Origin of the sequence: Ammoniphilus resinae, from assembly GCF_017873965.1 — a bacterium.
Lineage (GTDB): Bacteria > Bacillota > Bacilli > Aneurinibacillales > RAOX-1 > Ammoniphilus_A > Ammoniphilus_A resinae.
Genome location: NZ_JAGGKT010000016.1, coordinates 44,616 through 68,834 on the forward strand (window position 1 = coordinate 44,616; position 24,219 = coordinate 68,834).

Consider the following 24,219-nt stretch of genomic DNA (forward strand, 5'->3'; position numbering starts at 1 on the left):
CCCCTTTTTTTCGTATTAGGGCGTTACAAAATTTTGCGTGTAATAATCGTTCTTTACCCCAACGCCAAGTGTAGTAAATGGAGCGTATAAAATATTTTTTCGATGTCCCTCTGAATTCATCCAACCTTCCAAAGCCTCTATTCCATCGTTTTGACCATAGGCGATATTTTCTCCTGCCGTTTTATAATGTATACCCGCAAATTCCATCCGTTCAAAAGGATCCATTCCCGTCGTTTTGGACACATGATCAAAAAATTGATGGGACACCATGTCCATACTGTGCGAGCGGGCTACCCTCGCAGCCTCCTCATTCCACGTTAGAACCGAAAGGTTATATCTTTGTCGAATCACATTGGTGAGATCAAAAATTTGTTTGGCCATGCTTTGCTCAAGCTTGTCCTGTTGTTCCTGATTCAAAGAAGCTTTCGTCAGACTTGGCTTTTGCCCGGTATATGTAAATTGCCTATTAAAGAAGCTCCCTTTTACCAAGGCTTCCTTGGAAAGAAAGCGAATTCCCGTTACTCGCTGTTCCCGGTAAAGATCAAGATAAAATAAGATAGGTTGCTCTTCGATCATAAATAGTGCTTTCCCATCCACGTTGTTATCAACGCTAACTTGGGCGTTCTCATAGGAGAAGGTGATTCTATTTTGAAAAGGGAAGGTGTCTAGCAATTCTTTTTTACTAGAATCGATTTGTATTCCGCGAAAAGACCAGGTTGGCGCATTGGAATAGATCTCCATTACTTTCCCATCCTTTACAGCAGCTTGTACATAATGGTTGGGATCCTTGTTGTAAATCCACCACACATAGCCTAACGGATGTGGATCAATGCGCTGTGGACTGCCCCATGTTTCCTTTAGGTGTTGTGTTGACTGACCTATAGCAATACCCAAGATACCCTGCTGATTGGTTTTAAGTGTTGCTAAGGGTGGTGCGGGTGTTGAATCCGAGATCGGCTGATGCGGCAAAGCAAGGTTCTCTGCAAACTCTTGGCCTTGTTCCCAAAAATCGACTGCTTGATCTCTTAAAGAAGTATCTGCTGAACAAAAGGTAGGAAGACATAAAATAGCAAAAACAAAAACTGCCACTCGAAAGGTTTTACCTCGGAACATTTTCATTCCTCCTTATCCATACGATGATTATATCATAGGAGGAAAACTGTTCGATTTCTTTTTACTCTGCGGCTTCGGCTTTTCAAACCAAAACCGCAGATTCCGATCATGAAATCAACCTTTGTGCTGCTTGAATTAGTTCGAGCCCCTTTTGCCGTGGAATTAGTTGCATTGCCATAAAACGTTTTACTTGTTTGATAAAGGTCTTTAAGTGAAAGATGGCTTTGTTAAGATTTTTTTCTAATGCCGTACACACATGGTCTGGCAGACCCAGACTGCGAATTTTCTGTCGTAAATGGGTTAATTTGTTCAACTGTGCTTTGCGTTGGAGTCTACTTTTTAACGTGCTTGTGAGGTTGAGTGATTGAACGCCTGCTGTATTTGGCATATTTAGATTCATACCCTGAAACGGCTCAAACGGGAATTGAGGCAAATTTGCAGGCAACATCATGTTGCTCGGAAGTGTTTGTGGCATGGGAAAAGCAAGATTACCAGGATTAAAACTAAGGGGGGGCAGTGGTGGAATCATATTTAATGCATTGGGTGTACCAAGATTCCAAGAACCTGCAAGTAGATCATTTGGGATCATCCCCTGAGGAAAAGAGGGGAGATCAAGCTTCGCCAAATCGCCCATTGAGAAATTTGGCGCCTCTAATGCAGGGAAATTTGTTGGGAGTTGCATGTTTGGTAAATCCATGTTTGGCAGCTGCATAGTTGGTAAATCTGTGTTTGGTAACGACATATCTACATTGTCCGGCATACTCGGAAAATTATTCTTTGTGGGCAGCTTGTTTAACAGCTTTTCATTTTCCGATAAAGTGGAGAGTTCATTGTTTACTTTAGTCGGATCATCAGTCGCCGGATCTTTTCGGAGAAGTGGATTTGTATCGCTAAATGGATTGGTACTCTCCAATTGGTTTAGTGGATTGTTTAAAATGGCAGGGTCAGCTGCCGGCACCTTTGGAGTTGATTCTAGGGCAGGATCTGCCTCACTCTGAGTGGGATCGGTAAGTATAAAAAGTAAGCCGTTTTCCGCGGAAGAAATTCCGATTGGATTTCCATCCAACAGGAGGGTATGTTCGAGCTCTTGCGTTTCTGTATTAATGATCGAAATGTCCCTCGAACCTGAATTCGTGACATAAATCCGCGACCCATCAGGAGAAAGCGTTATACCTTTGGGTTTTCTCCCTACAGAAATTGTCGCCAATATGGTTCGGGCAGAAGTATCCCAGATGGTTAGTTGATCTGTCTCATGGTGTGTCAAATAGGCGCGGTCTCCATTGGGACTGAGAGCAATGCCACATGTTTTCTCTGTGACGGGAAGGGAAAAGAGATGTTCATGTGTCCATAGATCAATCACCTGAATCTGGTTTTCTGGTTCTCCGGGCAGCTTTTTATTTTCCATAATGGTGGGACCTCCTCTGTCATAAGTTACTACGCCTATCTTATGGTTAAATAACTAAAAGTGTATGGACGTGTACCTATCCACATCCACCTATTTATTTGGAAGTAGAAAAAGGGCTAATAGCATCTGGCTAATGGGGGTAAATTTTTTCTTGATTAACAAACGGAATCTCACTATAATAAAAGCATAGTAAATGCGGATGTGGCGGAATCGGCAGACGCGCTAGATTCAGGTTCTAGTGGTGGCAACATCGTGGGGGTTCAAGTCCCTTCATCCGCACCAAATACATATGTAAATGATAACCCCTCGCTGATGGCGAGGGGTTTTGCTTTTCTTTCTGATGAAGGACATACCGGCAGCATTTAGCCCAATAATTGTCCTTCATAACCTCAATTATAGGGGTATATATCCCTCATCTCGCAACAGGCAGTCCTCTTACGGCAACTCCTGCTGTCTCTTTTTCAGTTCAATCAACCCCAACACCTTCAGTGCCTGAAATTCTTCAGGAGAAAGACGCTCTAAAAGGGCTTTTTTGATCTCCTGTTTTTCTTCAGCAGTGACTCCGCCGCTGGCCATGGAAACAAACTCTTTCAGTTCTGACATGGAAAATCGGCTGAGTAGGAATTTCAATGCTTCTTCCTTATTCGAAAAGCCGACTTTTTCTTGATTTCCCGTAGTAGCTGTTGAAGTGCCGGTCTCGGACCCGCTGGAACTGGAACCAGCCCGACCCCCAGATTCGGAAGGTTCAGGTGTGACCGTGGTGTTTTGATCACTCTTCTGACTATCCCCAGCAGAATCCTGATCAACTTCCTCCTGATCAGAAGGGATAGCTCCTAACTGCTCTTCCAATGCCTTTTGCACCGCGGGCTCCTTCATCAGTTCATTTACTTCGTCATCTGTCAACATGTCCTTTGTTACTTGTTCTACCAGCCGGTCGGAGGCAAAACTGATTACCCAATTATATCCGATTACGCCGAGTACAGCTAAGCAAACTACACTACCTAGTATCCACTTTGTACGTTTACGCATAATTCCCTCCAGAGCACTTCAAATATAAGCAATATTGTATCATCTATTTGTGGGTTTTAGCGTAAAATTTTATTTCCTTAACTAACTGTTCTTCCGTTGATTTTTTTATGTCCAATCTTAATCCATATTGGTTGCCTTTATGCCAAAGAATTTCCCCCTCTAAAATAAAAGAGGTTTGATTCAATGTAAATTCGAAGGCCAACTCCAATTCCCGACTTGTAGGCATGTTCAGTGATGTTTCCAGCTTCATTCCGTGTGGGCTGAGGTCAATAATTTTGGCGATTCCTTCAGATGTTTGAACAGGTTTTCCTTCTAATTGGATAATTTTAAACTTGGTTTCCAAGGGGGGGGCAAAAATAAAACGGAAGGGTTCATTTCGAGTATGATAATCCATCGTAACCTCTCATTTAATTGATCTCTTTTCCACAAATTATAAGAGATTTTCGGCCACAAAGGGAGAGGAAAAGTGACAAAATTAGAAAAAAAGACCGAGCTTATGCTCGGTCACTCCATTTAGCAGGGCGTTTTTCCAAAAAGGCAGAAATCCCTTCCACAGCATCCTCATGCTGGCTGTTGGTTGCCATTACTTCGGAAGCATAGTTTAATGCTTGGAAGTCTTCCATATTGATCTGCTGATAGAATGCTTTCTTCCCAATTTCTAGCGTGTTTAAGCTATGGCGTGCAACGGACTCAGCTAGCGCCTGTACGGCATCGGATAATTGTTCAGGTGTTACTACTTTGTTAACAAGTCCATGGATTAAAGCCTCCTCAGCAGAAATAAAATCACCAGTAAATAACATTTCAGCGGCTTTTTTGCGGCCTAAGTTACGGCTGACAAACACGGAAGGGGTAGTGCAGAAGAATCCGATATGTACCCCAGGGGTGGCAAATTTCGCCGCTTCACTTGCGACAGCTAGGTCACATGCCGCTACCAATTGAGCTCCAGCTGCTGTAGCAATGCCGTGTATCTTGGCAATTGTAATTTGAGGGATTTCACGGATGGTGCGGAATAGTTTTTGACATTCTTGGAATAAATGTAGAACTTCACGAGTTGGTTTTCCAGAAATTTCGCGAAGATTGTGTCCAGAGCTAAATACTTTTCCTTCTGCCTGGATGATTAACACGTTTACTTCACGCTCGCGACCAATCGTTTGCAAAAGCTGGTCAAATTCCTGAATAAGTGGCAAGGAAAGCGCATTACGCTGCTTGTCATTTTGAATTGTGATCGTTCCAATCTTCCCCTCAACTTGATAAGATAATAATCCCATCTTCTTTTCCACCTTTCCTTTTTAAAAAAATAGTTTACTAGAATTCAGGAAATCGACACTTCTCAGGCGACAAGAAAAGCCTTCTTCATAAGAAGAAGGCATCGGATGTAAAATGTCTACTCCTTATCTACCAGAACAAGATGTTCCGCAGGAATTAGCACCATGCTTAACAGGAATCCTGCAAGCGGGTTGCCGGGTTTCATCGGGCCAGTCCCTCCACCACTCTCGATAAGAGATTCAGTTTTATGAATGAAATAGTTTCATATTGGTCTCGTTTCTCATGACCAATTTCTGTTAGTATTATAAAGTTTATCAACAAAAAGGTCAATACACATATTTATCCGGCATGAACGGGGTAGGAATACTAATGGAAGTTTTCTTTATAGTTTTTCGACATTATGCTAAGATCAAAGTACATCATTCGAAGACTTTACAAAGGGGAAAGCCTATGCGACTCATTCAAGCGGTTGATCGTGCTTTAAAAATACTCGATTTATTTGACGAGCATGAAATGGAGCTGAAAATCACAGAAATTAGTGAGCGACTAGACCTTCACAAGAGCACCGTTCACTCGATTTTGAAAACGCTTCAATACCACGGATATATTGGACAAAATACAGAAAATGGGAAGTATAAGTTAGGGATGAAACTACTAGAAAGAGGAAATTTTGTCATCCAAGGATTAGATATAAGAAAGATAGCGAAAAGAAATCTTCATGATCTTTCTATGCGGACCGGCCAAACCACACATCTGGTTGTTCTCGACGGCAAACATGGGGTTTATATTGATAAAGTAGAAGGACCTTTGGCGGTAGTGCTCTATTCTCGCATTGGACGCCGGGTATCGATTCATTGTAGTGCGGTGGGGAAGGTTTTGGTAGGTAATCAAAGGCAGGAGAAGATAGAGGAAATTTTAGCAGATTATCAATACGAGCGAAGAGCCAAAAATACGATCACCGATCGGGAAAGCTATTTGAAAGAGTTGGAACTCGTTCGTCAGCGGGGATACTCTATCGATAATGAGGAAAATGAGGAAGGGGTACGAAGTGTGGCGGTTCCCATCCGCGACCATTCGGGCCAGGTGATCGCAGCGATTAGTTTGTCATCTCTTCTTTCGAGTATAGATGACGAAACATTCACAGGGTTCATAAAAATGGTGCAAGAAACAGGGCAGGCGATTTCTGAACAGATGGGATACGGACTGGGTTAAGATTCTTTTGTAGAAAAAGAAGCCATAGAATAATAGAAAAGGGGGAGTGTTATGGATAAGTATATTCTGAGCATCGACCAAGGGACTACAAGTACGCGGGCGATTCTTTTTAATCAGGCAGGTGATGTGGCAGGCATCTCCCAAAGGGAATTTACCCAATATTATCCACAGCCTGGTTGGGTGGAGCATGACCCGAATGAAATCTGGGAAACCACAAAGGCCGTGATCGAAGATGCCATACAAAAAATGGGGTTAGACGCTGCTCAAGTGGCTGCCATCGGATTGACTAACCAGCGGGAAACGACGGTGTTATGGGATAAAAATACGGGAGAGCCGGTTTACCCGGCCATCGTATGGCAGAGCAGGCAAAGTGCCGATATTTGTGAGGAGTGGAAGCGGAATGGGCTAGAGCCTGTCATCAAACAGAAAACCGGGTTAGTCATCGATGCCTATTTTTCCTCTTCGAAAATCAAATGGATTTTGGACCATGTCCAAGGGGTCCGGGAAAAGGCGGAAAAAGGGGACGTGCTGTTTGGCACGATCGACAGTTGGCTAATTTGGAAGCTTACCCAGGGAAAAGTACATGCAACCGATTATACGAATGCCTCGCGTACAATGCTATTCAATATCCATACCCTCCAGTGGGATGAGGAGCTGCTTCAGCTGTTTCAGATTCCAAAGACAATCCTTCCTTCTGTTCATGCTTCAAGCGAAATTTATGGATACACTTCAATTGTTGGGGATAAAGTTCCTGTCGCCAGTGCGATCGGGGACCAGCAGGCTGCTTTGTTCGGGCAAACCTGTTTTCAGCCAGGTGAGGTGAAAAATACGTACGGGACAGGTTGTTTTCTTCTGATGAATACGGGGGAGAAAATCGTGGAATCAAAGAATGGCTTGCTTTCAACCATTGCCTGGGGACTAGGCGGACGCGTGAAGTACGCCTTGGAAGGGAGCATTTTTGTTGCCGGCGCTGCCATTCAATGGTTGCGAGATGGTCTGAAATTGATCGAGACAGCCCCTGAATCGGAGGCCTTGGCCCAAGCGGTTTCCTCCACAGAGGGTGTTTACTTCGTCCCCGCTTTTGTTGGATTAGGTGCGCCATATTGGGATATGGAGGCAAAAGGGGCCATTTTTGGCCTCACTCGCGGTACGACAAAAGAGCACCTGACCCGCGCTGCACTCGAATCACTCGCTTACCAAACAAAGGACGTTGTCGATGCGATGCAGGAAGATGCTGGAATCCATTTAGCGAGCTTAAAAGTGGACGGTGGTGCGATCAGCAATCAGTTTTTGATGCAGTTTCAAGCAGATCTTATCCAGACAAAGGTGGAAAAACCCGCAGTAAAAGAAACGACGGCCCTTGGCACCGCTTATCTGGCGGGTTTGGCCGTCGGATTTTGGAAAACCAAGGAACAAATCCTCGCCAACCACACCGTAGAAAGAGAGTTCACTCCCGCGATGGAGAAGGAACGAGCAGATCAGTTGTATGAGGGGTGGTGTGCATCTGTTCGCAGCACCATGGGTTGGAAGCCTTAGCGGTAGCGAATGATGACCGTCGTTCCGATCGGAACAATTCTCGAAAGTTCCAGCACATCCTGATTATACATGCGGATACATCCGTGCGATACCTCTCTACCGATCGATCCGGGATTATTTGTGCCATGGATTCCATAATGCGGGCGGCTTAGCCCCATCCACATCACGCCAAATGGCCCCCCTGGATGGGGGGCTTTGTTAATAATATTGTAAGTTCCTACCGGTGTTTGCGTGGCAACCTTGCCGATTCCGATTGGGTAGGTCTTAATCACTTGACCATTTTGCAGCAAAGTCAACCTTCGATTGTCTAAGGTAATGAGAATTTGATAGGCCATTCAATACATCCCTCCTGTTAGTGTATTCAAGGGGAATGTTAGAAAGTGACGGCAGAATGTTGTACTACTCTTCCAAAATTCAGCATATTTTTTAAAGTAAATTCTGGTTTAGGAGGTAGTAACATGTCGAATCAACTGTGGGAATATAAAATTCAAATTGTGGACGAGGCGATGGCCAATTACCCTGAACAGCTTCAAATCCAGTTCAATCGACTGGGGCGTGAAGGATGGGAGTTGATTAGCACGAACCGCTCTTCCTACGAGGAAGGCGGCCGTACGTATGTTAGGACGACCTTTGTCTTTAAGCGGGGGCTTGAACCGAAGTAGCATGTTGTCCCTTCTGATCGGAGTGAGTTTTTGAGTTTCCTCCTGATCAGAAGGGATGTTTCTTGTGGGAGAATGGTCATCATCGTGGCAATGATGACCGAAATGCCCTTATGAAAATGCGAAGATGGTTATCATCAGGGCAATGATGACCAAAATGCTCCTATGAAAATGCGAAGATGGTCATCATCAAGGCAATGATGACCAAAATGCTCCTATGAAAATGCGAAGATGGTCATCATCAAGGCAATGATGACCGAAATGCTCTTATGAAAATGCGAAGATGGTTATCATCAGGGCAATGATGACCGAAATGCTCTTATGAAAATGCGAAGATGGTTATCATCAGGGCAATGATGACCAAAACACTCCTATGAAAATGCGAAGATGGTCATCATCAAGGCAATGATGACCAAAATGCTCCTATGAAAATGCGAAGATGGTCATCATCAAGGCAATGATGACCAAAATGCTCCTATGAAAATGCGAAGATGGTCATCATCGGCGCCTCTCCCTCTCCCTATCGCAACCGCTGACTAGGTACAAGAATCTTATTCTGCTTGGTCGAGTAAATCCCATCCTGGGTAAAGCGGATGACGGGCAAATGGATGGCGGTAAAGAAAAATAGGGAATAGATCGGATCCTCGTGCTGATAACCGCGTTCCTGCAGCAACCGTAGGAATTGACTCGTCTCATCGATCAACTCTGCCATCCCTTTTTCACTCATCCCGCCAAGTAAAGGTAGGGGGAGTTCAAACAGTGATTCTTTGTTCTCCCGAAGGCAAATCCCGCCGCCCATTTCCATCACCCGATTCGCTGCGGCAGCCATCTCTTCCGGATTCCGGCCAAGCACAAAAAGGTCCTGCGATACGGTATAGGTACTTGCTAATGCCTCCACATTGCCAAAACCTTTTACAATGCCCCGCGTTATCCATGTTCCGGCACGATCGAGAAGGGCTACATAAAGATAGTCTGGTTTATCAGTTAAATCAATTGCACCATCATTTACGGGTAATGTCTCATCACGCTGGCGGATAATGACCGCATTCATCATCTCGCCAACAGGGAAATCCTCTCTCGCCGCAACGTGGAACCAATCGGCTTCAGCTTTCCAATCTGCAGCTGGAACTCCCAGAATTCCATAGGAAGACCAATCAATCTGAGCGGCCGACCTGTCCTTTTCAACCAGCTTCCCGTTAGCCATCACTTGCACAGGTGTCGGATGATGCAGATCCTCAAGGAATAAAATATCTGCCACTCGTCCTGGAGCAATCCCGCCTAAATCCGGGTCCAATCCATAATAGACAGCAGGATTTAAGGTGACCATCCGGTATGCCTCCCAGACAGGAACCCCGCAGTCCAATGCGATATGGATTAGCCGGTCAACCGTCCCTTGTTCATAGAAAAATGGAGGAGACCCATCCGTCGTCATCATCAATCGATCCCATGGGACGCGCTCCAGCTTCAGAAGACCCTGCAGCAATTCGGGCAGATCCGGGCGGATTGAGGAATTTCGCAGAGTCGCGTAAAGCCCCAGCCTTAACCTCCGCATTACTTCCTCGGTTGTAATACTCTCATGACAGCAGGTGGCACCTGCAGCCATCATTGCATTTAGCGTTTCCACAGAAGAACCCGGGTTATGCGCTTCGATCCGTTTTCCTGATTGATATGCCAGGAACATCCTCTCCCGCAGCAAAGGTTCCCCATCAAGCATCCGTTTAAAAGCAGTTAATTCGCCAGCCTGAATCACCTGCGGATGCTCGAGCGTTTGCAGGGTTCGCTGTATCGGGACCCTTGCTTCTAACTCCGGACTAGGAGTCTGGGAGTCGAGCCTGGCCCACCAGAAGTTTTTTACCGGAGAATCTTGCAGATCCTGAAAAAATCTCTCCATCTGCTCCTGGGGGGCATTGAGGAAAAAGAGCAGACTGTCATGCATCATGGTTGTCGTTCCGCGTGAGAGGGAGTAATCGATCCAGGTCAGCGGATTATAGATTTGAAAGGGGTGGGAATGTGGCTCAATATACCCGGGTACTAACGTATAATCTGCAGCATCGATCACGATCGTAGATTCATCTACTTTGGGTTCTTTGCCGCCAACATAAGCAATTCGATCCTCAAAAAGAGCAATATTCCCCTCCATCATCTCACCAGTATAGATGTTGAAATAATTGGCATTCTTAATCCACGTCGTGGCCGCTTTCTTCAAGAGGGAGACCTCGACGAAATCATTCCATTTTTGCTCTGATAGTTTTTTCATAGGCTTGCTCTCCCCTTCTATATTTTTCCTTTTTTTAGTATACCAGATATCACATGACTTGCGGGGATAGTGGTTAAAGGGAGCAAAAAGAAACCCCTCAAACAGATCCTTTTCCACGGTGACGTTTTAAAAGTGAAAAGATGGATAAACTGGGATTGGGAAATCCATATTTTTTGCAAAGGAGTTATGAATGATGCGCAAAGTTATTTTGTACAGTGGGCTGTTTGTACTGGTGGTGCTTGGACTTTATACACTAAACCTGTCCCCAGAATCAAATATTGCCCCCGCACCAGATCTAAGTGCCCAAACATCCCAGACCCATGCTGAAGAACAAAGTCCAGAAGCTATTCCCGTCTCGGAAAACATGCAAAGTGTGAACGTGAATATCGTCAATGCTACATCCCATGTCATTGGAACAGCCAAGCTTACCCAACAGGCAAAAGGAGTGTTGATGGAAGTCAACGTCACAGGACTCACGCCGCCTGGGAAGCATGGCATCCATATTCATGAAAAAGCATTTCGGGGGACTGATTTTGCCACGGCTGGAGGCCATTTGAACCCCTACGGCAAAGAGCATGGCCTGGAAAATCCGAAAGGACCACATCTTGGAGACATGCCGAATCTAGAGGTACAGGCGAATGGAGCTGGCAAAGGGAAATTCAACCTTCCAGGAGCAACCCTTGAACCTGGGAAAGAAAATTCCTTAAGAGGCAAATCGATTATTATTCATGCGAAAGAAGATGATCAGAAAACCAACCCTGCGGGTAATTCTGGGGACAGAATTGCCGGTGGAAATATTCCTGAATAATGGAGGAAGCGGGCTCAGCGAAATGGGCTCGCTTTTTTTTATGTTCTGGATTGGTGATCCGACGAAAGAACCAAATGAAATAGCTTACATGAGCAAATCGGAGAAAATACAGGACTTTTTGCAGCTTGCAAAAGATCAGGCAGTGGAGTAGAGTTTTCCTGTTAAAAAAGATAGATAGATAAACTAGTTTTCAGGGGGTATTTGCTTTGAATGTCAGCTTAGGGTTGATCATTTTTTCGCCTTATCTGGCTTTTTTGCCGTTGTTATATATGTTGTTTCATTACATACGGCAGGGTCAATGGGAGTTGAGAGACGCCTGGTCAAGAGGGCTTCTTTTGTTATTTTTATGGTCATTATTTGTTGGTCTCATCAATGAAAGCATCGAGTCTAGCCTCGCCGCTTTTGTAATGTTAGGCTTTGTTGCGGTTAGTGTGTATCTTCAAGAACATTTTCAAACCGTAAAAAGTGTGGAGAAATTGCTAGCACGCCTGTTCACCTTATCAATAGGGTCAGCAGTCATAGGGGTATTGGCAAAAGTTAATATCATCACCTACACTCCAGCATGGTGGAAGTATCTACTGGGGACCCGCTCGATTGTTTCCTTGGAAGAATTTGAACGGATCTCTGGCACATTTAACAACCCGAATTTAGCAGGGACCTGGTATGCGATTATGCTGATGATCGGTTTCTACTTTTTTGGGCGGACAAAAGGGAAAAGGAAATTAGGGTACGCTCTGGGAATGGTTTTATTTGCGACAGTATTGGTGATGACTGCATCACGCGCCGCTGCAATTGGGATTTTCATCGGTTTTATTCTATATAGCTATTTTGCAGGGCATAAGAAGAAGATGCTTTTCATCACCTTCATCCTGCTTTCGAGCACAGCGCTCATGCTTTTATTTCCAGATCTGTTTCCGCGGGGGGAAATTCTGTATTCCTCGATTCGCGACCGTCAAGAAATTTGGAAAAGCTGCTTTCATATGTTTCTTCTCAAACCTTTTACCGGCTGGGGCTGGTTTGGGATTTACCATTATAAGTACAGCCTGTATTTGTACGGACGTATTTTTCATGCACATAATACACTATTAACGATTGCGACCACGCTCGGTTTGGTAGGTGTCGGGATTTTTGCCTGGATGTTTTGGGATTTGCTGCAAAAGGCGCGATTTTTGTTTGCGAAAAGCTGCCGCCTCACTCCATTGTTATGTGGAGTCGTAGCGATGATCGCTGGTCAGGGGATTTTTGACTTTACCATTATGAGTCCGCAAATCGCCCTTTTATTAGTGGGAAGCTCTGCGATGATCCAAGGATTGGCTTACTCCTATCAGGAGGCACCAAGAAGTGTTATGGTTTCCTCACGGGTTCGGCATTCCAAGTGGAAAAAGGCGTAACGAGAGAGATGGTCACAGTTTTTTAATAAATTGATCATGATCCTTTCACAAATTGGAAATTGAATGGAAATAACCCTTGGGTAGACTTATACTCAATCCTAATTCATTAGGAAAGCTATTAACTACTAAAGGGGTGTTTGATAAGATGAAAAAATTCTTCTTAAGTTTACTAACAGGAGCTTTGGCCTTTGCATTAATGGTAGGATGTTCGAGCGAAGGAGATTCACAGGATCCAGCAGTTCCGGGCGGAACGGAAACGGAAGCACCGGCTGCACCAACGGGTGGTGACATAGCGCCAGCACCAGCTCCTGAAGCAGGGGATACTACACCAGATGCTGGGGCAACAGATGGAGCTGATGCTGGTACAGACGCGGGTGCTGATGCTGGTGCCGATACAGGTGCTGACGCTGGTACGGACGCAGGCGCTGATACAGCACCACAAAACTAATTGTAAGGTGAGCATCTTTGGAATTACAACAATATCTGAGCGAAGTATCGCCTAAAGAACGCGAAAACATCACGACAGTCATGAGCGAAATCTCGTTGGAAAAGGTGCTGCATAATCCGGTAGAACATCACAGAATAAAAAAAGTCATCGACGAGATCATCCAGATCTTTCAGGATCAGCACCAACTCCAGCATTACGAGGCAATCGCTATGGTCAAGATGCTCCAGGATATGATTTTTGCAGATTGCTATGAGCCAATGATGGAAGCATTAGATCAATCAACGAGCGATGAATCCTTTATCCAACTATTTCTAAACTGCAAAAGATAGGGTTGCCCCAAGCGGGCAACCCTATCTTTTTGTGTCGAGCAGGGGGGACTGTCAGTCCCCCTTACCACTCGGGATCAGTTGAATATAGGGAAAATACTTCACAACCCCTTTATAAAAAGGGTCAAACGAAAAGATTCGCTTGATTTCCAACTGTCCCATGACCAAAAGGATACAAGCCTTCATAAAGCTTAGCTCATATTGTGGCTGGTCGGTGATCATTTGCAGGGCTTCGCGCTCTAGATCCTCATCTACGGAGAGGACGGTTAGCACCCCGTTTTGCTCCGCCTTTTGCACCACATTTAAGAAGAACTGTGCGTGATCATAACCAGAGTGTTCAAGAAGCCATTGATGTAATTCATACACAATGAAATTCAAAGTCACAAGCGGACGCTCCAGATCATCCCACTCTAAAAAATAGGAAACAGCCTTCCCGTGTTGGGGGTGGTGTTGATCCATAAAGACAAGCAGTGCAGATTTATCAAGAAAGATGACTTTGTTACCTGATAAGGGTAAGGTCGAGGTCGTCGGATTCATAAAGATCAACTCCTTGCATTTCCGTTTTTGGCCGAGATGTTGAAGCGAGTCCGCGCAATCGAAGCAGCGGATTTCTTTCTTTTTGTTCCTCGCTGATTTTCACTTTAAGCATTTGATCTGATTCCTGACAATAAGAACTCACCGCGTGCTGCAACAGTTCAGGAACCGAAAGCTTTTTCTTTTGCGCAATCCGCTCCAACTTTTCCAAGTCCTCTTCCGTTAACACAGAGCGCCGAAACTCACTCGATCGGTCCCTCCTCCGGGAGCCTCTTTCACGTCGCAATCCGTGCCATTGATCAAGAAGTTTATCATAAAGTGCATTTAATTGATTCCTCAAGACAAGCACCTCCATTTGCAAATATTGCCTAATGATGTCGAAATTACCACTTAAACCATTCGGGGACAAAAGCCCTATTTTGACTGTCAAAAGTAAAAAACATAAAAGGATCATAAAAAGTTCACAAATTGTTCATATCTTTTCCATACATTTATCACAAGGTGCTTTCGAATAGTGTAAAGACTGTTCACCAAAGGAGGGTTAGAAAATGATCAATACAAAGGTATTGCTTGTTGATGATGACCCAAATGTACGTGAAATTGTACGTCTATATTTCACTAAGCATCAGATCGAGCTCATTGAGGCAGAGCATGGGCAGGCGGGCATTGAACTTGCACAGAGTCAGGCCCCGGATATGCTGATCCTTGATGTGATGATGCCCGAGATGGATGGGTTTGAGGTGTGTCGGGAGATTCGCAAAACATCGGATGTCCCCATTATTATGTTGACCGCCAAGGAAGAAGAGGTGGATCGGGTTCTCGGCTTGGAGCTGGGAGCTGATGATTATATAACCAAACCTTTTAGTCCGCGGGAGCTGGTTGCTAGGATGAAAGCCATTTTTCGCCGCACCCAACCGCGGGAGAAAACCGAAATGGAGACCAATCGATTGGAATTTACGGATCTAACCATTGACCCGGAGCGCCGGGAAGTCATAGTAAAAGGGGAAAAAGTCGCCTTCAGGCCAAAGGAATTCGATCTTTTAATGCAGATGGCGAAATCACCGGGGATTGTCTTTACAAGAGAGCAGTTGCTGGAACAAACCTGGGGATATGATTTCTTCGGCGATATTCGCACGGTTGACGTGCATATTAAAAAGATTCGACAGAAGCTTAGCAACTTAAAAATGGATTGCATTCACACGATGTGGGGGGTTGGCTACAAATTTGAGGTTGCGAAGCCATGAAGTGGATCAATAAAAGCCTGTTTCGCCGCCTTTTGGTAAGCTATCTGGTAATTGTCCTGTTCGGGCTTGGCGCCGTAGGATTTGCCATTTCTTATTTTGCCAAGGACCATTTTTACGATGTCACACAGGAGGAACTTGTCCGCAAAGCGAAAAATGTTAATCTTGCCATTCAGGATCTGCCTTTACCGAATCAAGAGGTGCAGAACCTACTTGCTTTTTTTGACCAATCTTTCGATACAAGAATCTGGCTGTTTGATCGTTCTGGTAAAATTGTGGCCAGTTCGATGGAGGATGAAGTCTTTATCGGAAAGTCCGTGGCCGAATCGATGGTTAGCAAAGTGTTGAAAGGAAAGCAGGTCGTATCTGAACTTGAACAGTTTGAGGGCCTGGATAAACCGATGCTTTCCGTCGTGGTCCCCTGGGGGAAGAAGGATATGATCTATGGCGGGATCGTCCTGCATTCTCCGGTGGAGGGGATTAATAAGACCTTTGGTTTTATGCGAGAAACCACGCTTTGGGTCACTTTGCTGGGCGTTCTGATCACGACGGCGATGGTGTCCTACTTGTCCTGGTCGATCTCCCTTCCCTTAAGAAAAATCGAGCGAACAGCGGTGGAAATTGGCACCGGAAATTATAATCAGCGGGTATCGATTAGCAATCCAGATGAGATCGGAGATCTCGCCCAGACGATTAACAAGTTGGCTGCTAAGCTACAAACGGTTGAGCAGGATCGAGAACGGCAGGAAAAGATCCGCACCGATTTCATCGCCAATATCTCCCACGAGCTGCGGACGCCGTTGACGGCTATGCAAGGATTCTTGGAAGCTTTGCAGGACGGGTTAGTGGAAGGGGAAGAATCAAGGCAAAAGTATTACCAGGTAATGTATCAGGAATCGCTGCACTTAAACCGGCTAGTCGATGACCTGATGGATCTGGTCAAATTGGAAAATGAAGAAGTGACTTTATATAAGGCCCCTGTTGACCTTGGGGAAGTGTTGAAAAAGGTATCTTTTACTTTGGAAGAAGAGGCGTCAGAGAAGGCAACAGAATTAAAACTATCGATCCCGGAGGAATCATTACCCATGGTTTTTGCAGATAAAGATAGGGTGGTGCAAATCTTTAAAAATCTCCTCAAAAATGCAGTGAAGTTCACGGAGAACGGGGAAATTCGTTTGCAGGCAAAATCGGAAGGGGACTTCGTTCGGGTGGATGTAGCCGATACCGGAATTGGAATCTCGGAAGGAGACCTGGACCGTATTTGGGAGCGGTTTTTTAAAGTCGATCGCGGCCGCTCAAAGGCAAACAAGGGTACAGGGTTGGGCCTTTCCATTGTGAAAAAGCTGACTGAACTGCATGATGGACGGATTTCGGTAAAAAGCAGTTTAGGAGAGGGGACTACTTTCTCGGTTTGGCTTCCCAAAGCTGAAGCCAAACGGCACTCAGCTTAAACAAGAAAAGGAACTGCATCCCAAAAGGATGTCAGTCCCTTTTTTGCTTTATCGCCAACACGATTCGACAAAACATGGTAAAATAGAAGAGAAAAAGGGGGGCACAGCTATGGAGACATCTGTTCCAATACAAAGTGAAACCAGTCCGCAGCGGAAAAGAAAGCGGAGAGCGATTCATCCTGCCATCCCGATTATAATTGGGGTTATTCTATGGGCGGGTCTCTTATTCGGAGGATATAAAGTTGCTGAGCACTATATTCAAAATACACAAAGCTATATTGATGAACGAATTGCCGAAGTGAACCAACATAATGAGGAAAAGATTGGGGCTCTACAAGGGGAGTTGGGGAAAGTTCAGGAGGAATTATCGGCCATTCAGGAAGAATTGGCGATGACCGATGAAACGATCAATGGGACAAATGAAACCAAGCAGGCTTTGGAAAGTCGTATGGCGGCGTTGGACAAGCAGCTTGCCTCTTTGAAGAATTCCCTCAAACAACTGGAGGAAGCAATCCGTGTTCAGTAAATGGCAGCTGTTTATGTTTTTTTTAGCGGCACCGGTAATTGGCTTCTTCTTCGCTTTTTATCAGGAAAACCCGATCTTGTCTGCGGAATGGACACAGCTGCAGCTTCCTATCGAACAAGCTTCCGCACAGGTACAGGGGATTAATGAAGGAATCACAGTAACGAAAGAGACCTTGGGGCGGATTCATGAGGCGGCCAAAAAAGAGCAGAAGGCAGCGGAGGAACATCATGAAAAGGTGAACGAGCTTCTCGCCCTTAGTGAAACACAGAATGCCAAATCACTCAGTGTGCTCGATGAAATTCTCTCTAATTTGCTAGGCGATCCGGTAGGTCAGACTTTTGGAGACAATGCAACGGTCAAAGTGTACTCGCTTGAGGAATCGGGCTACCGAGGTTATATGGCCAAGGTCCATCTGAAAAATCCCAAAGCTCTTAAGATGGTATTAACTGACGATCCCTATGGGGAAACAACAAGCCAAGCGGCCAAACGTAAAGGGGCGGTGCTTGCAGTCAATGCCGGTGGATTTGGAAAGGATGCCAATGGCAAGCTATTTCCGATCGGGATAACGGTTGTGGATGGCAAAATTAAAACCTTTTATACTTATCAAGATTTAGACTTTGTGGGCTTTAACGAGCAAGGTCGATTGGTCGGCGGGAAGGTTACATCCAAGGCCCAATTGGAGAAAATGGGGGTACTCCAAGGCGCGAGCTTTCTACCAACCCTCTTAAAAGATGGGAAAAAGCAGCCCATCCCGCGGGAGTGGGCGAACGCGAAGCACCCTCGGACGTTAATCGGGCATTTCACCAACGGGGATCTCTTGATCATCGTCATCGATGGCCGTAGAAAAGGCTGGAGCAGCGGCGTTACCTTGGAAGAGGCGCAGGACAAGCTGCTGGAATTCCACGTGAAAGACGCCTATAACCTTGACGGCGGGGGATCTAGCGCTTTTTATTACAACGGACAAATTTTAAACCGCCCTTCGGATGGAAGGCAGCGGCGCGTCACCACAAATCTAGTGGTTATCCCTTAAGGGACTTAATGAAAAAGGGGAAACTTAACGTTAAAATGGATTGACAAATCTCGGAGGAAATTGGTTCTGTTTCAACCGCAATTTTGGGGGCAGAATCGATTTCCTCTTTTATATAACGATGAAAAAACTCCGTCATTTTGTTGACGTCATCGTCAAACGCATTTTTGAACTGTTGTATAAAGCTTTTGGTCGATGTATCACCTTGGTAGGCAATATTATTAAAACTCGCATGGATCGAGATGTGATTGATAAAAGGAAATTTTCGAATCTCCTGGATGATGACGTCGAATAAGGGATGTTCCAACAAGGGCTCCCACTGCTGCGGCATGGTGTTCACCTCTTTGCGTTCTTTTTCTGCATTCTCATTCTTATTCGCTAGAGGCAAATGAGATTCCTTGGTGGGAAATTCACTAGTTTTGTCGAAATGTTAGTTTTCTGTTTTCAGAAAAGAGGAATAACAGAAGAGGTAGAGAAGATAAAATGTTAAGAATAGAAGGAAAAGAAGGAGAAGGATACCATGCCAAACAAAGAAATGCTGTTCATTCCTGGCCCCACCCCTGTTATTGATGAAATCTACGATGCCTTGTCAAGTGAAACCTGGGCACATACAGATCCACGTTTTGTTCGTATTTTTTCAGAAGCGATTCAAAAGACAAAAGACCTTTTTCAGACCGATGGAGAGGTATTTATTATTGCTGGTTCCGGGACATTGGCTATGGAGATGGCGATAGTAAATGTTGTTGCACCCGGTGAGAAGCTGTTGGTGGTGAGCCAAGGCTATTTCGGGGACCGATTTATTGATTTAGGAAGAGCTTTCGGAATGGAAGTGGAAGCGCTTCAAGCAGAATGGGGAAAGCAAATCGATCCCGAACAGGTTAGGCAGAAGCTAGCCGAGGGCGGATTTAAAGCCGTTACGGTGACACATGTCGATACATCGACGGGAGTGGCGGCAGACCTGGAAGCATTAGTGCCTGTTGTGAAAGAGGCGGGTGCTCTTTTTATCCTTGACGGTGTTTGTGCAGCAGCAGGTGTAGAAGAGAACATGTGTAAAGGGTATGGCAATGGTGGTGCCAAAATCGATATCGTTTTGACCGGTTCACAAAAAGCCATTGGTGTACCGCCGGGATTAGGAATTGTCGCTTTTAACAGGTCGGCATTGGCGGCACGCGAAGAGCTTGGACAGATATCAGCCTACTATACGGATATCAAAAATTGGCTTCCGATCATGAACAATCCTGGCAAATATTACGCCACACCGCCAGTCAATATGATCTATGCGTTGAATAAGGGACTTGAGATTGTAATGGCCGAAGGACTAGAGGCAAGGTATCGCCGCCACCGGGCGTTGGGTCGGGCTGTGCGTGAAGCCCTTGGAGTCTATGGGATGAAGGCTTTGGCTACGGAAGAAGTGGCCGCACCAACTTTAAGCTGTATCCTTTATCCTCAGGGCGTGGACGATGCAGCATTCCGCAAATCATTGGCGGATAAGGGCGTCGTCGTCGCCGGTGCGCTTGCGTCGTTAGCTGGAAAGGCCTTCCGCATCGGGCACATGGGCAACGTCACGGAGGAGATGTTCGGGAAGGCGATCCGCTTGATTGGGGACACGTTGGTCGAGCTCGGCCAGCCCGATGCACGCGATTTCGCGGTGCGTACGTTTCATGAGGTCTATCAAAGCCAGTTGAAGGAATGTTCGAGTGTTTAGGTGAATGGAAGGAAAGTTGAAGGCTGACCCTGTGGGTTGGTCTTTTTTCTGTTAGGGAGGTAATGACCATCTTTTCAAGGACCCAATGGATGTTTTGACTCTCGATGAAGGGTCCTCCATAACCCTGATTCGGACTGAGCGAGGAGGAAAACTCGAGAGTGAGTCCGAAACCGGGTATGATTCGGACTGAGCGAGGAGGAAAACTCGAGAGTGAGTCCGAAACCGGGCTTGATTCGGACTGAGCAAGGAGGAAACCTCGAGAGTGAGTCCGAAACCGGGCCTGATTCGGACTGAGCAAGGAGGAAACCTTGAGAGTGAGTCTGAAACCAGGCTTGATTTGGACTGAGCGAGGAGGAAACCTCGAGAGTGAGTCCGAAACCAGGCATGATTCGGACTGAGCAAGGAGGAAACCTCGAGAGTGAGTCCGAAATCAGGCATGATTCGGACTGAGCGAGGAGGAAACCTCGAGAGTGAGTCCGAAACCGGGCTTGATTCGGACTGAGCAAGGAGGAAACCTCGAGAGTGAGTCCGAAACCGGGCCTGATTCGGACTGAGCAAGGAGGAAACCGGTAGTGAGTCCGAATCAGGACCGAGTCCCTACAAAAAAAGGGTCTCTCCCCAACTTGGGAGCCCCCCCTCCTTCTATTTAACAATGAAAACCGGAACAGGAGATTGTTGCGCCACATTATGGCTGACGCTTCCGAGGAATAGTTCTTTGAAGGCGCCTAGTCCGCGGCTTCCCATTACGATTAAGTCACAATCATTTGCCTGGGCATGGTCTAGTATGGTTTGCGCTGGTTGTCCTTCTCCAATGAAGGTGCGAGTTTTGTTCGGGATGGCATCTAGGGTGTCTTTGATTTGTTCCAACGTTTCCTTTCCATATTTCAAGGCTGTTTCACGAAGGTTTGGCTCAGCTACAAGGAATTCGCCATAGAGCACTGGAACTTCCACAACGTGAAGGACATCCATCTCAATCTTCTCATTTGCTTTTGCCAATTCAATCGCTGTTTTCAACGCTTTATTACCTAATTCCGAACCGTCATAAGCGACAAGAATTCTTGAACATAACATCACGACCACCAGCTTTCAATAGAATTTAAAATTTTGAACTACCTTAATAGTAAGTGGGGTGGCAATTTATAGGTGTGACAAATATCACACATTTAACTCTTAATTGTGGCAATTGTGTTGCGTTAACAAAAAAAAGCGGCCCCATTTTCATGAAGCCTGCCGTACCCCGATTCTAGTTTATTTGTATTAAGCCGATTGATAAACGGACTTTGACGACTGTCTCAAGAATGCACGGACTTCCTCGGGAGTAATGCCCATATCACGTGCTAATTTCAATAATTCTACCCATTCTTCATCCACTGTCAAAATGATTTCCTTTTCTTCCACTTCCATCCCGTAAATCCCTCCCAAGGAACATTTATACAGGTAATCCGGCCGTCCTAGTGAAGATGAAAAGGATCACCTTAGACCCGTGACTTTGCGTCCCCGCCTTTCGACGAGTTTGCCTTTTTCTGATGCACATCCAATCATTTATTATAATAATCGATTCGATTCAAAAAGAATGTCGTTTGATCGTGAAAAAAGTGTCGATGTGAATTAATTTTTCTTTATATTTTGAAATTGTAACAAAAAGGTTTAAAATTCGTAATTTCAGCGGTGAAATGTGTAAGGATGTTGAAATTTTGCGGAATATTTCTTACCAGTTCTGCTCAAAGTATTATTGTGTAGATGGGAGGTGATGGAAAACATGGCGCGAATTGGTGTAGAAGCAACATTAAGTGATGTGAAGCAGCAGCTTCAAAACAGCGGTCATGAAGTCGTGGATTTGGAAGCTGAGAATGCACAGCAATGTGATGCTTGCGTCATTTCTGGACAAGACAAAGATGTAATGGGGATGGCGGATGTAGCCACAAACTCATCTGTTATTAATGCCCAGGGTATGACTCCGCAAGAAGTAGTCGAACAGGTAAACCGTAGTTTTTCTTAATAGAATTTTTAAAGAGGCTGGCCAAGAGGTCGGGCCTCTTTTTACATTGTAGATAATAAGAACTTGTGTTCCCACAAATATAATAACAAACACCCCATACCCTGTACAGGAATTATTTTCGACAAAAAGCTGAGAAAATGGGATAGTCAACAGACGCGTGTCCTCAAACCACCCACATACATCTGAAAATTCATAATTGACTACCACATAAAAAGATGAAATAATCAGTATATATCTACCTATCAGATATCTGATAACAGACCCTTGGGGAGGTGATCAGCCTGAAAGTCGAAAAAATTACAACACAAAAAGTTTCCGAAATCATCGAAAAGCAAATCGAGGAGTGGATCCATTCAGGCAGTTTTAAACCGGGACAAAAACTTCCTTCCGTAAGGGAGCTCTGCGAAATGTTCGCCGTGGGAAGATCTGCGGTACGCGACGCCATCACATCCCTAAAGGGAAAAGGGTTAGTGGATGTGAAGCAGGGGGATGGGAGCTTTGTCAGCCGGTGGGATGGCACATCACTCTTTCATCAAATCCATCTTTTAGAGAAGAAGAATATCAAGCAGCTTTTTGCCGTACGAAAAATTCTAGAGTCGGGAATGGCTGAACTGGCAGCAACCCATCGCAGGGAATCCCATTTACAAAAGATTAACGCGATTATTACTGAGCTCGAACAGACGCCAACCGTCGAAGGATGGAAGCTGGATTTTGACTTTCACACGACACTTGCTGAAGCCACAGGAAATGAAATTTTAGTCCATCTCACAAACACCCTGTCTACGACCATGAAAAAAGCCATCATCGATTGTCATCGGCTGATTTTTTCTGACCCCCTTTTAACCAACAAAGTTTTTCAACAGCACGTCGCCATTTATGATGCCATCTCAGCAAAAGACCCAGACACCGCGCGCATCACGATGTTAGATCACCTGAATTTTGTAGAACAGTTGCTAAGCAATCAGTCCCATACTTATGCTGAAGGAGGCTCCTATGCTGCTGAGTAGTGTAGTAGAAGAAGCACGGATCCAATCGATCAAGGAAGATTCAGACGACATTGGAAACTGGGGGGAATATCTGATTTCTCCCAGAACAGAAGAAGAAATATCGGCCATTTTAAAATACGCACATGAACAATCCTTGTCAGTCATCCCAGTGGGAGGCGGTACAAAAAGGGGATTCGGGGGAACAGAGGAAAAGGCGGATATCCTTCTTTCCCTTGCTGATTACAAAGGTGTCGTGGAATACTCCGAGGGGGACATGACGCTGACCGTTCGCGCAGGGACTACGATGCAGGAATTGAGTGAATACCTGGGGAAACACCAGCAAATGCTGCCCCTTGACCCAATGTGGCCGAGTCATGCGACGATTGGAGGAGTGATTGCGGCGAATGACAGTGGTGCGAAAAGACTTCGCTATGGATCAGCAAGGGATTTGGTGATCGGTACAAGATTGGTCTACCCGGATGGAAAAGTCTTACGCACAGGTGGAAAAGTCGTGAAAAATGTCGCCGGTTATGACATGAATAAATTATTTATCGGCTCGATGGGAACCTTGGCCGTTCTTACGGAAATCACCCTCAAGCTGCGCCCGGTGCCAAAATACGAAAGTCTTGTCATTCTCCATCTTCCACAGGTGCAGAATGTACTCCCATTTGCGATCAGTTTGCTAGATTCGATGATCGAGCCAGTTTCGCTAGAGGTACTCAGTCCTTCCACAAACTTTCTACTAAATGGAAAAGAGCAGTATGCCCTAGCCATTGCTTTTGAGGATGTAGAAAAAGCGGTGCACTACCAGGAAGATTGGGTTCATACGCATAAACCGGAGAATGCGGTGATTGATCACATCGATCAAGAAGATGCACGAAACTGGTGGAGACGCTTTTCCGAACTTGCACCAGCCGTCATTCCGGGCACAGACATCGATTCACGAATCGCCCTAAAAATTGGTAGCAAAAACTTGGACGCGCTGGACCTTCTTGTAAGCTGCCATGAACTAGGTGAAAAGCTGGGGGTTCAGGTGGAGGCACATGGCGGATTAGGTCATGGAATTGCAAAGGCCTATGTCGGCGGTGGAGATCTAGCGAAGTATGCCGGCTTTATCGATCAACTCCGAGCATCAGAAAAGGCAGCCTATGTGATCATTCAGCATGCCCCGCTGGCAGTGAGACGTGAACTCGATGTCTGGGGGAAAAGGCCGCCGTACTTTGCCCTGCTTGAAGGGATTAAAAAAGCCATTGATCCAAAACGCATTTTAAATCCAAGTCGCTTTGTAGGAGGGATCTAG

At 45.5% G+C, this 24,219-nt stretch carries 28 protein-coding genes, 1 tRNA gene and 2 riboswitches; of the genes, 17 read left to right on the forward strand and 12 right to left on the reverse strand.

Annotation, left to right across the window (positions count from 1 at the left end):
• Positions 1–15 precede the first annotated feature (15 nt).
• Positions 16–1,113 carry a CAP domain-containing protein gene (locus J2Z37_RS19990; protein WP_209812083.1) on the reverse strand — a complete coding sequence of 366 codons (1,098 nt, stop codon included), beginning with the start codon at positions 1,111–1,113 and terminating at the stop codon, positions 16–18.
• 106 nt (positions 1,114–1,219) lie between these two features.
• Complete coding sequence (locus tag J2Z37_RS19995) at positions 1,220–2,518, reverse strand: YncE family protein (RefSeq protein ID WP_209812084.1); 1,299 nt, start codon at positions 2,516–2,518, stop codon at positions 1,220–1,222.
• 195 nt (positions 2,519–2,713) lie between these two features.
• On the opposite strand from J2Z37_RS19995, the gene J2Z37_RS20000 reads away from it, so the two are divergent.
• Positions 2,714–2,800: transfer RNA gene (locus tag J2Z37_RS20000), tRNA-Leu, on the forward strand.
• Positions 2,801–2,953: 153 nt separating this feature from the next.
• On the opposite strand, the gene J2Z37_RS20005 is transcribed toward J2Z37_RS20000, so the two are convergent.
• From J2Z37_RS20005 to J2Z37_RS20015, 3 genes are all read right to left on the reverse strand, one after another.
• The gene (locus tag J2Z37_RS20005) at positions 2,954–3,547 is read right to left on the reverse strand and encodes a hypothetical protein (RefSeq protein ID WP_209812085.1); all 594 of its coding nucleotides are present in this window, start codon (positions 3,545–3,547) and stop codon (positions 2,954–2,956) included.
• 43 nt (positions 3,548–3,590) lie between these two features.
• On the reverse strand, positions 3,591–3,941 hold the full coding sequence (locus J2Z37_RS20010; protein WP_209812086.1) for a PilZ domain-containing protein: 351 nt from the start codon (positions 3,939–3,941) through the stop codon (positions 3,591–3,593).
• Positions 3,942–4,041: 100 nt separating this feature from the next.
• Positions 4,042–4,815 (reverse strand): enoyl-CoA hydratase-related protein, encoded by a 774-nt coding sequence (locus J2Z37_RS20015; RefSeq protein ID WP_209812087.1) that lies wholly within the window; start codon positions 4,813–4,815, stop codon positions 4,042–4,044.
• Positions 4,816–4,935: 120 nt separating this feature from the next.
• Positions 4,936–5,050: riboswitch (SAM riboswitch) on the reverse strand.
• A 213-nt stretch (positions 5,051–5,263) separates the two neighbouring features.
• On the opposite strand from J2Z37_RS20015, the gene J2Z37_RS20020 reads away from it, so the two are divergent.
• Both J2Z37_RS20020 and glpK read left to right on the forward strand, forming a co-directional pair.
• Complete coding sequence (locus tag J2Z37_RS20020; protein ID WP_209812088.1) at positions 5,264–6,025, forward strand: IclR family transcriptional regulator; 762 nt, start codon at positions 5,264–5,266, stop codon at positions 6,023–6,025.
• A 51-nt stretch (positions 6,026–6,076) separates the two neighbouring features.
• A complete protein-coding gene (gene glpK / locus J2Z37_RS20025; protein WP_209812089.1) occupies positions 6,077–7,561 on the forward strand; it encodes a glycerol kinase GlpK in 1,485 nt (494 codons plus the stop codon).
• On the opposite strand, the gene J2Z37_RS20030 is transcribed toward glpK, so the two are convergent.
• Positions 7,558–7,896 carry a L,D-transpeptidase gene (locus J2Z37_RS20030; protein ID WP_209812090.1) on the reverse strand — a complete coding sequence of 113 codons (339 nt, stop codon included), beginning with the start codon at positions 7,894–7,896 and terminating at the stop codon, positions 7,558–7,560. The genes glpK and J2Z37_RS20030 overlap by 4 nt on opposite strands.
• Positions 7,897–8,019: 123 nt before the next feature.
• Between J2Z37_RS20030 and J2Z37_RS20035 the strand changes: the two genes are divergently transcribed.
• Complete coding sequence (locus J2Z37_RS20035; protein ID WP_209812091.1) at positions 8,020–8,223, forward strand: DUF4177 domain-containing protein; 204 nt, start codon at positions 8,020–8,022, stop codon at positions 8,221–8,223.
• 517 nt (positions 8,224–8,740) lie between these two features.
• Here the strand turns inward: J2Z37_RS20035 and J2Z37_RS20040 are convergent.
• Positions 8,741–10,477: an adenine deaminase C-terminal domain-containing protein gene (locus J2Z37_RS20040; RefSeq protein ID WP_209812092.1), complete on the reverse strand. Its 1,737-nt coding sequence runs from the start codon at positions 10,475–10,477 to the stop codon at positions 8,741–8,743.
• 193 nt (positions 10,478–10,670) lie between these two features.
• Between J2Z37_RS20040 and J2Z37_RS20045 the strand changes: the two genes are divergently transcribed.
• From J2Z37_RS20045 to J2Z37_RS20060, 5 genes are all read left to right on the forward strand, one after another.
• A complete protein-coding gene (locus J2Z37_RS20045; RefSeq protein WP_245204001.1) occupies positions 10,671–11,285 on the forward strand; it encodes a superoxide dismutase family protein in 615 nt (204 codons plus the stop codon).
• Between the two features lie 22 nt (positions 11,286–11,307).
• Positions 11,308–11,436, forward strand: coding sequence for a hypothetical protein (locus J2Z37_RS25895; RefSeq protein WP_280922244.1), 129 nt, complete (start codon positions 11,308–11,310; stop codon positions 11,434–11,436).
• Positions 11,437–11,491: 55 nt separating this feature from the next.
• Positions 11,492–12,676, forward strand: a complete 1,185-nt coding sequence (locus J2Z37_RS20050) for an O-antigen ligase family protein (protein ID WP_209812094.1) — start codon at positions 11,492–11,494, stop codon at positions 12,674–12,676.
• Positions 12,677–12,821: 145 nt separating this feature from the next.
• Positions 12,822–13,124, forward strand: a complete 303-nt coding sequence (locus J2Z37_RS20055) for a hypothetical protein (RefSeq protein WP_209812095.1) — start codon at positions 12,822–12,824, stop codon at positions 13,122–13,124.
• A gap of 17 nt (positions 13,125–13,141) precedes the next feature.
• A complete protein-coding gene (locus J2Z37_RS20060) occupies positions 13,142–13,453 on the forward strand; it encodes a hypothetical protein (protein WP_209812096.1) in 312 nt (103 codons plus the stop codon).
• Positions 13,454–13,504: 51 nt separating this feature from the next.
• On the opposite strand, the gene J2Z37_RS20065 is transcribed toward J2Z37_RS20060, so the two are convergent.
• Complete coding sequence (locus tag J2Z37_RS20065; RefSeq protein WP_209812097.1) at positions 13,505–13,987, reverse strand: type II toxin-antitoxin system VapC family toxin; 483 nt, start codon at positions 13,985–13,987, stop codon at positions 13,505–13,507.
• A complete protein-coding gene (locus J2Z37_RS20070) occupies positions 13,950–14,324 on the reverse strand; it encodes a hypothetical protein (RefSeq protein WP_209812098.1) in 375 nt (124 codons plus the stop codon). Before J2Z37_RS20070 ends, J2Z37_RS20065 begins: the two co-directional genes overlap by 38 nt.
• 208 nt (positions 14,325–14,532) lie before the next feature.
• On the opposite strand from J2Z37_RS20070, the gene J2Z37_RS20075 reads away from it, so the two are divergent.
• The 4 genes from J2Z37_RS20075 to J2Z37_RS20090 all read left to right on the forward strand — a co-directional run bounded on the left by J2Z37_RS20075 (position 14,533) and on the right by J2Z37_RS20090 (position 18,232).
• A complete protein-coding gene (locus tag J2Z37_RS20075; RefSeq protein ID WP_209812099.1) occupies positions 14,533–15,228 on the forward strand; it encodes a response regulator transcription factor in 696 nt (231 codons plus the stop codon).
• Complete coding sequence (locus tag J2Z37_RS20080) at positions 15,225–16,676, forward strand: sensor histidine kinase (RefSeq protein WP_209812100.1); 1,452 nt, start codon at positions 15,225–15,227, stop codon at positions 16,674–16,676. The genes J2Z37_RS20075 and J2Z37_RS20080 overlap by 4 nt, the downstream gene beginning before the upstream one ends.
• A 109-nt stretch (positions 16,677–16,785) precedes the next feature.
• The gene (locus J2Z37_RS20085) at positions 16,786–17,202 is read left to right on the forward strand and encodes a coiled-coil domain-containing protein (RefSeq protein ID WP_209812101.1); all 417 of its coding nucleotides are present in this window, start codon (positions 16,786–16,788) and stop codon (positions 17,200–17,202) included.
• On the forward strand, positions 17,192–18,232 hold the full coding sequence (locus J2Z37_RS20090) for a phosphodiester glycosidase family protein (protein ID WP_425340342.1): 1,041 nt from the start codon (positions 17,192–17,194) through the stop codon (positions 18,230–18,232). The genes J2Z37_RS20085 and J2Z37_RS20090 overlap by 11 nt, the downstream gene beginning before the upstream one ends.
• On the opposite strand, the gene J2Z37_RS20095 is transcribed toward J2Z37_RS20090, so the two are convergent.
• Positions 18,222–18,617 carry a hypothetical protein gene (locus tag J2Z37_RS20095; protein ID WP_209812102.1) on the reverse strand — a complete coding sequence of 132 codons (396 nt, stop codon included), beginning with the start codon at positions 18,615–18,617 and terminating at the stop codon, positions 18,222–18,224. The two genes, J2Z37_RS20090 and J2Z37_RS20095, sit on opposite strands and share 11 nt — an antisense overlap.
• A gap of 132 nt (positions 18,618–18,749) precedes the next feature.
• Between J2Z37_RS20095 and J2Z37_RS20100 the strand changes: the two genes are divergently transcribed.
• Positions 18,750–19,934: a pyridoxal-phosphate-dependent aminotransferase family protein gene (locus J2Z37_RS20100; RefSeq protein ID WP_209812103.1), complete on the forward strand. Its 1,185-nt coding sequence runs from the start codon at positions 18,750–18,752 to the stop codon at positions 19,932–19,934.
• 642 nt (positions 19,935–20,576) lie between these two features.
• On the opposite strand, the gene J2Z37_RS20105 is transcribed toward J2Z37_RS20100, so the two are convergent.
• The gene (locus J2Z37_RS20105) at positions 20,577–21,005 is read right to left on the reverse strand and encodes a universal stress protein (protein WP_209812104.1); all 429 of its coding nucleotides are present in this window, start codon (positions 21,003–21,005) and stop codon (positions 20,577–20,579) included.
• A gap of 186 nt (positions 21,006–21,191) precedes the next feature.
• Positions 21,192–21,338 (reverse strand): anti-repressor SinI family protein, encoded by a 147-nt coding sequence (locus tag J2Z37_RS20110; RefSeq protein ID WP_245204006.1) that lies wholly within the window; start codon positions 21,336–21,338, stop codon positions 21,192–21,194.
• A 29-nt stretch (positions 21,339–21,367) separates the two neighbouring features.
• Positions 21,368–21,462: riboswitch (cyclic di-GMP riboswitch) on the reverse strand.
• A gap of 231 nt (positions 21,463–21,693) precedes the next feature.
• Between J2Z37_RS20110 and J2Z37_RS20115 the strand changes: the two genes are divergently transcribed.
• The 3 genes from J2Z37_RS20115 (at position 21,694) to J2Z37_RS20125 (ending at position 24,219) form a co-directional block, all read left to right on the forward strand.
• Entirely contained in the window at positions 21,694–21,933 is a 240-nt protein-coding gene (locus tag J2Z37_RS20115) for a YkuS family protein (protein WP_209812105.1), read from the forward strand.
• A 272-nt stretch (positions 21,934–22,205) separates the two neighbouring features.
• Positions 22,206–22,940, forward strand: coding sequence for a FadR/GntR family transcriptional regulator (locus tag J2Z37_RS20120; protein ID WP_342453860.1), 735 nt, complete (start codon positions 22,206–22,208; stop codon positions 22,938–22,940).
• On the forward strand, positions 22,927–24,219 hold the full coding sequence (locus J2Z37_RS20125; RefSeq protein ID WP_209812106.1) for an FAD-binding oxidoreductase: 1,293 nt from the start codon (positions 22,927–22,929) through the stop codon (positions 24,217–24,219). Before J2Z37_RS20120 ends, J2Z37_RS20125 begins: the two co-directional genes overlap by 14 nt.

Coding starts and splice junctions, on each gene's coding strand:
- J2Z37_RS20035 (WP_209812091.1), top strand. CDS start 8,020: ATGTCGAATCAACTGTGGGAATATAAAATTCAAATTGTGGACGAGGCG.
- J2Z37_RS20065 (WP_209812097.1), bottom strand. CDS start 13,987: ATGAATCCGACGACCTCGACCTTACCCTTATCAGGTAACAAAGTCATC.
- J2Z37_RS20125 (WP_209812106.1), top strand. CDS start 22,927: ATGCTGCTGAGTAGTGTAGTAGAAGAAGCACGGATCCAATCGATCAAG.
- J2Z37_RS20100 (WP_209812103.1), top strand. CDS start 18,750: ATGCCAAACAAAGAAATGCTGTTCATTCCTGGCCCCACCCCTGTTATT.
- J2Z37_RS20075 (WP_209812099.1), top strand. CDS start 14,533: ATGATCAATACAAAGGTATTGCTTGTTGATGATGACCCAAATGTACGT.
- J2Z37_RS20040 (WP_209812092.1), bottom strand. CDS start 10,477: ATGAAAAAACTATCAGAGCAAAAATGGAATGATTTCGTCGAGGTCTCC.
- J2Z37_RS19990 (WP_209812083.1), bottom strand. CDS start 1,113: ATGTTCCGAGGTAAAACCTTTCGAGTGGCAGTTTTTGTTTTTGCTATT.
- J2Z37_RS20110 (WP_245204006.1), bottom strand. CDS start 21,338: ATGGAAGTGGAAGAAAAGGAAATCATTTTGACAGTGGATGAAGAATGG.
- J2Z37_RS20105 (WP_209812104.1), bottom strand. CDS start 21,005: ATGTTATGTTCAAGAATTCTTGTCGCTTATGACGGTTCGGAATTAGGT.
- J2Z37_RS20080 (WP_209812100.1), top strand. CDS start 15,225: ATGAAGTGGATCAATAAAAGCCTGTTTCGCCGCCTTTTGGTAAGCTAT.
- J2Z37_RS20010 (WP_209812086.1), bottom strand. CDS start 3,941: ATGGATTATCATACTCGAAATGAACCCTTCCGTTTTATTTTTGCCCCC.
- J2Z37_RS20015 (WP_209812087.1), bottom strand. CDS start 4,815: ATGGGATTATTATCTTATCAAGTTGAGGGGAAGATTGGAACGATCACA.
- glpK (WP_209812089.1), top strand. CDS start 6,077: ATGGATAAGTATATTCTGAGCATCGACCAAGGGACTACAAGTACGCGG.
- J2Z37_RS20055 (WP_209812095.1), top strand. CDS start 12,822: ATGAAAAAATTCTTCTTAAGTTTACTAACAGGAGCTTTGGCCTTTGCA.
- J2Z37_RS20115 (WP_209812105.1), top strand. CDS start 21,694: ATGGCGCGAATTGGTGTAGAAGCAACATTAAGTGATGTGAAGCAGCAG.
- J2Z37_RS20030 (WP_209812090.1), bottom strand. CDS start 7,896: ATGGCCTATCAAATTCTCATTACCTTAGACAATCGAAGGTTGACTTTG.
- J2Z37_RS20045 (WP_245204001.1), top strand. CDS start 10,671: ATGCGCAAAGTTATTTTGTACAGTGGGCTGTTTGTACTGGTGGTGCTT.
- J2Z37_RS20085 (WP_209812101.1), top strand. CDS start 16,786: ATGGAGACATCTGTTCCAATACAAAGTGAAACCAGTCCGCAGCGGAAA.
- J2Z37_RS25895 (WP_280922244.1), top strand. CDS start 11,308: ATGGGCTCGCTTTTTTTTATGTTCTGGATTGGTGATCCGACGAAAGAA.
- J2Z37_RS20020 (WP_209812088.1), top strand. CDS start 5,264: ATGCGACTCATTCAAGCGGTTGATCGTGCTTTAAAAATACTCGATTTA.
- J2Z37_RS20005 (WP_209812085.1), bottom strand. CDS start 3,547: ATGCGTAAACGTACAAAGTGGATACTAGGTAGTGTAGTTTGCTTAGCT.
- J2Z37_RS19995 (WP_209812084.1), bottom strand. CDS start 2,518: ATGGAAAATAAAAAGCTGCCCGGAGAACCAGAAAACCAGATTCAGGTG.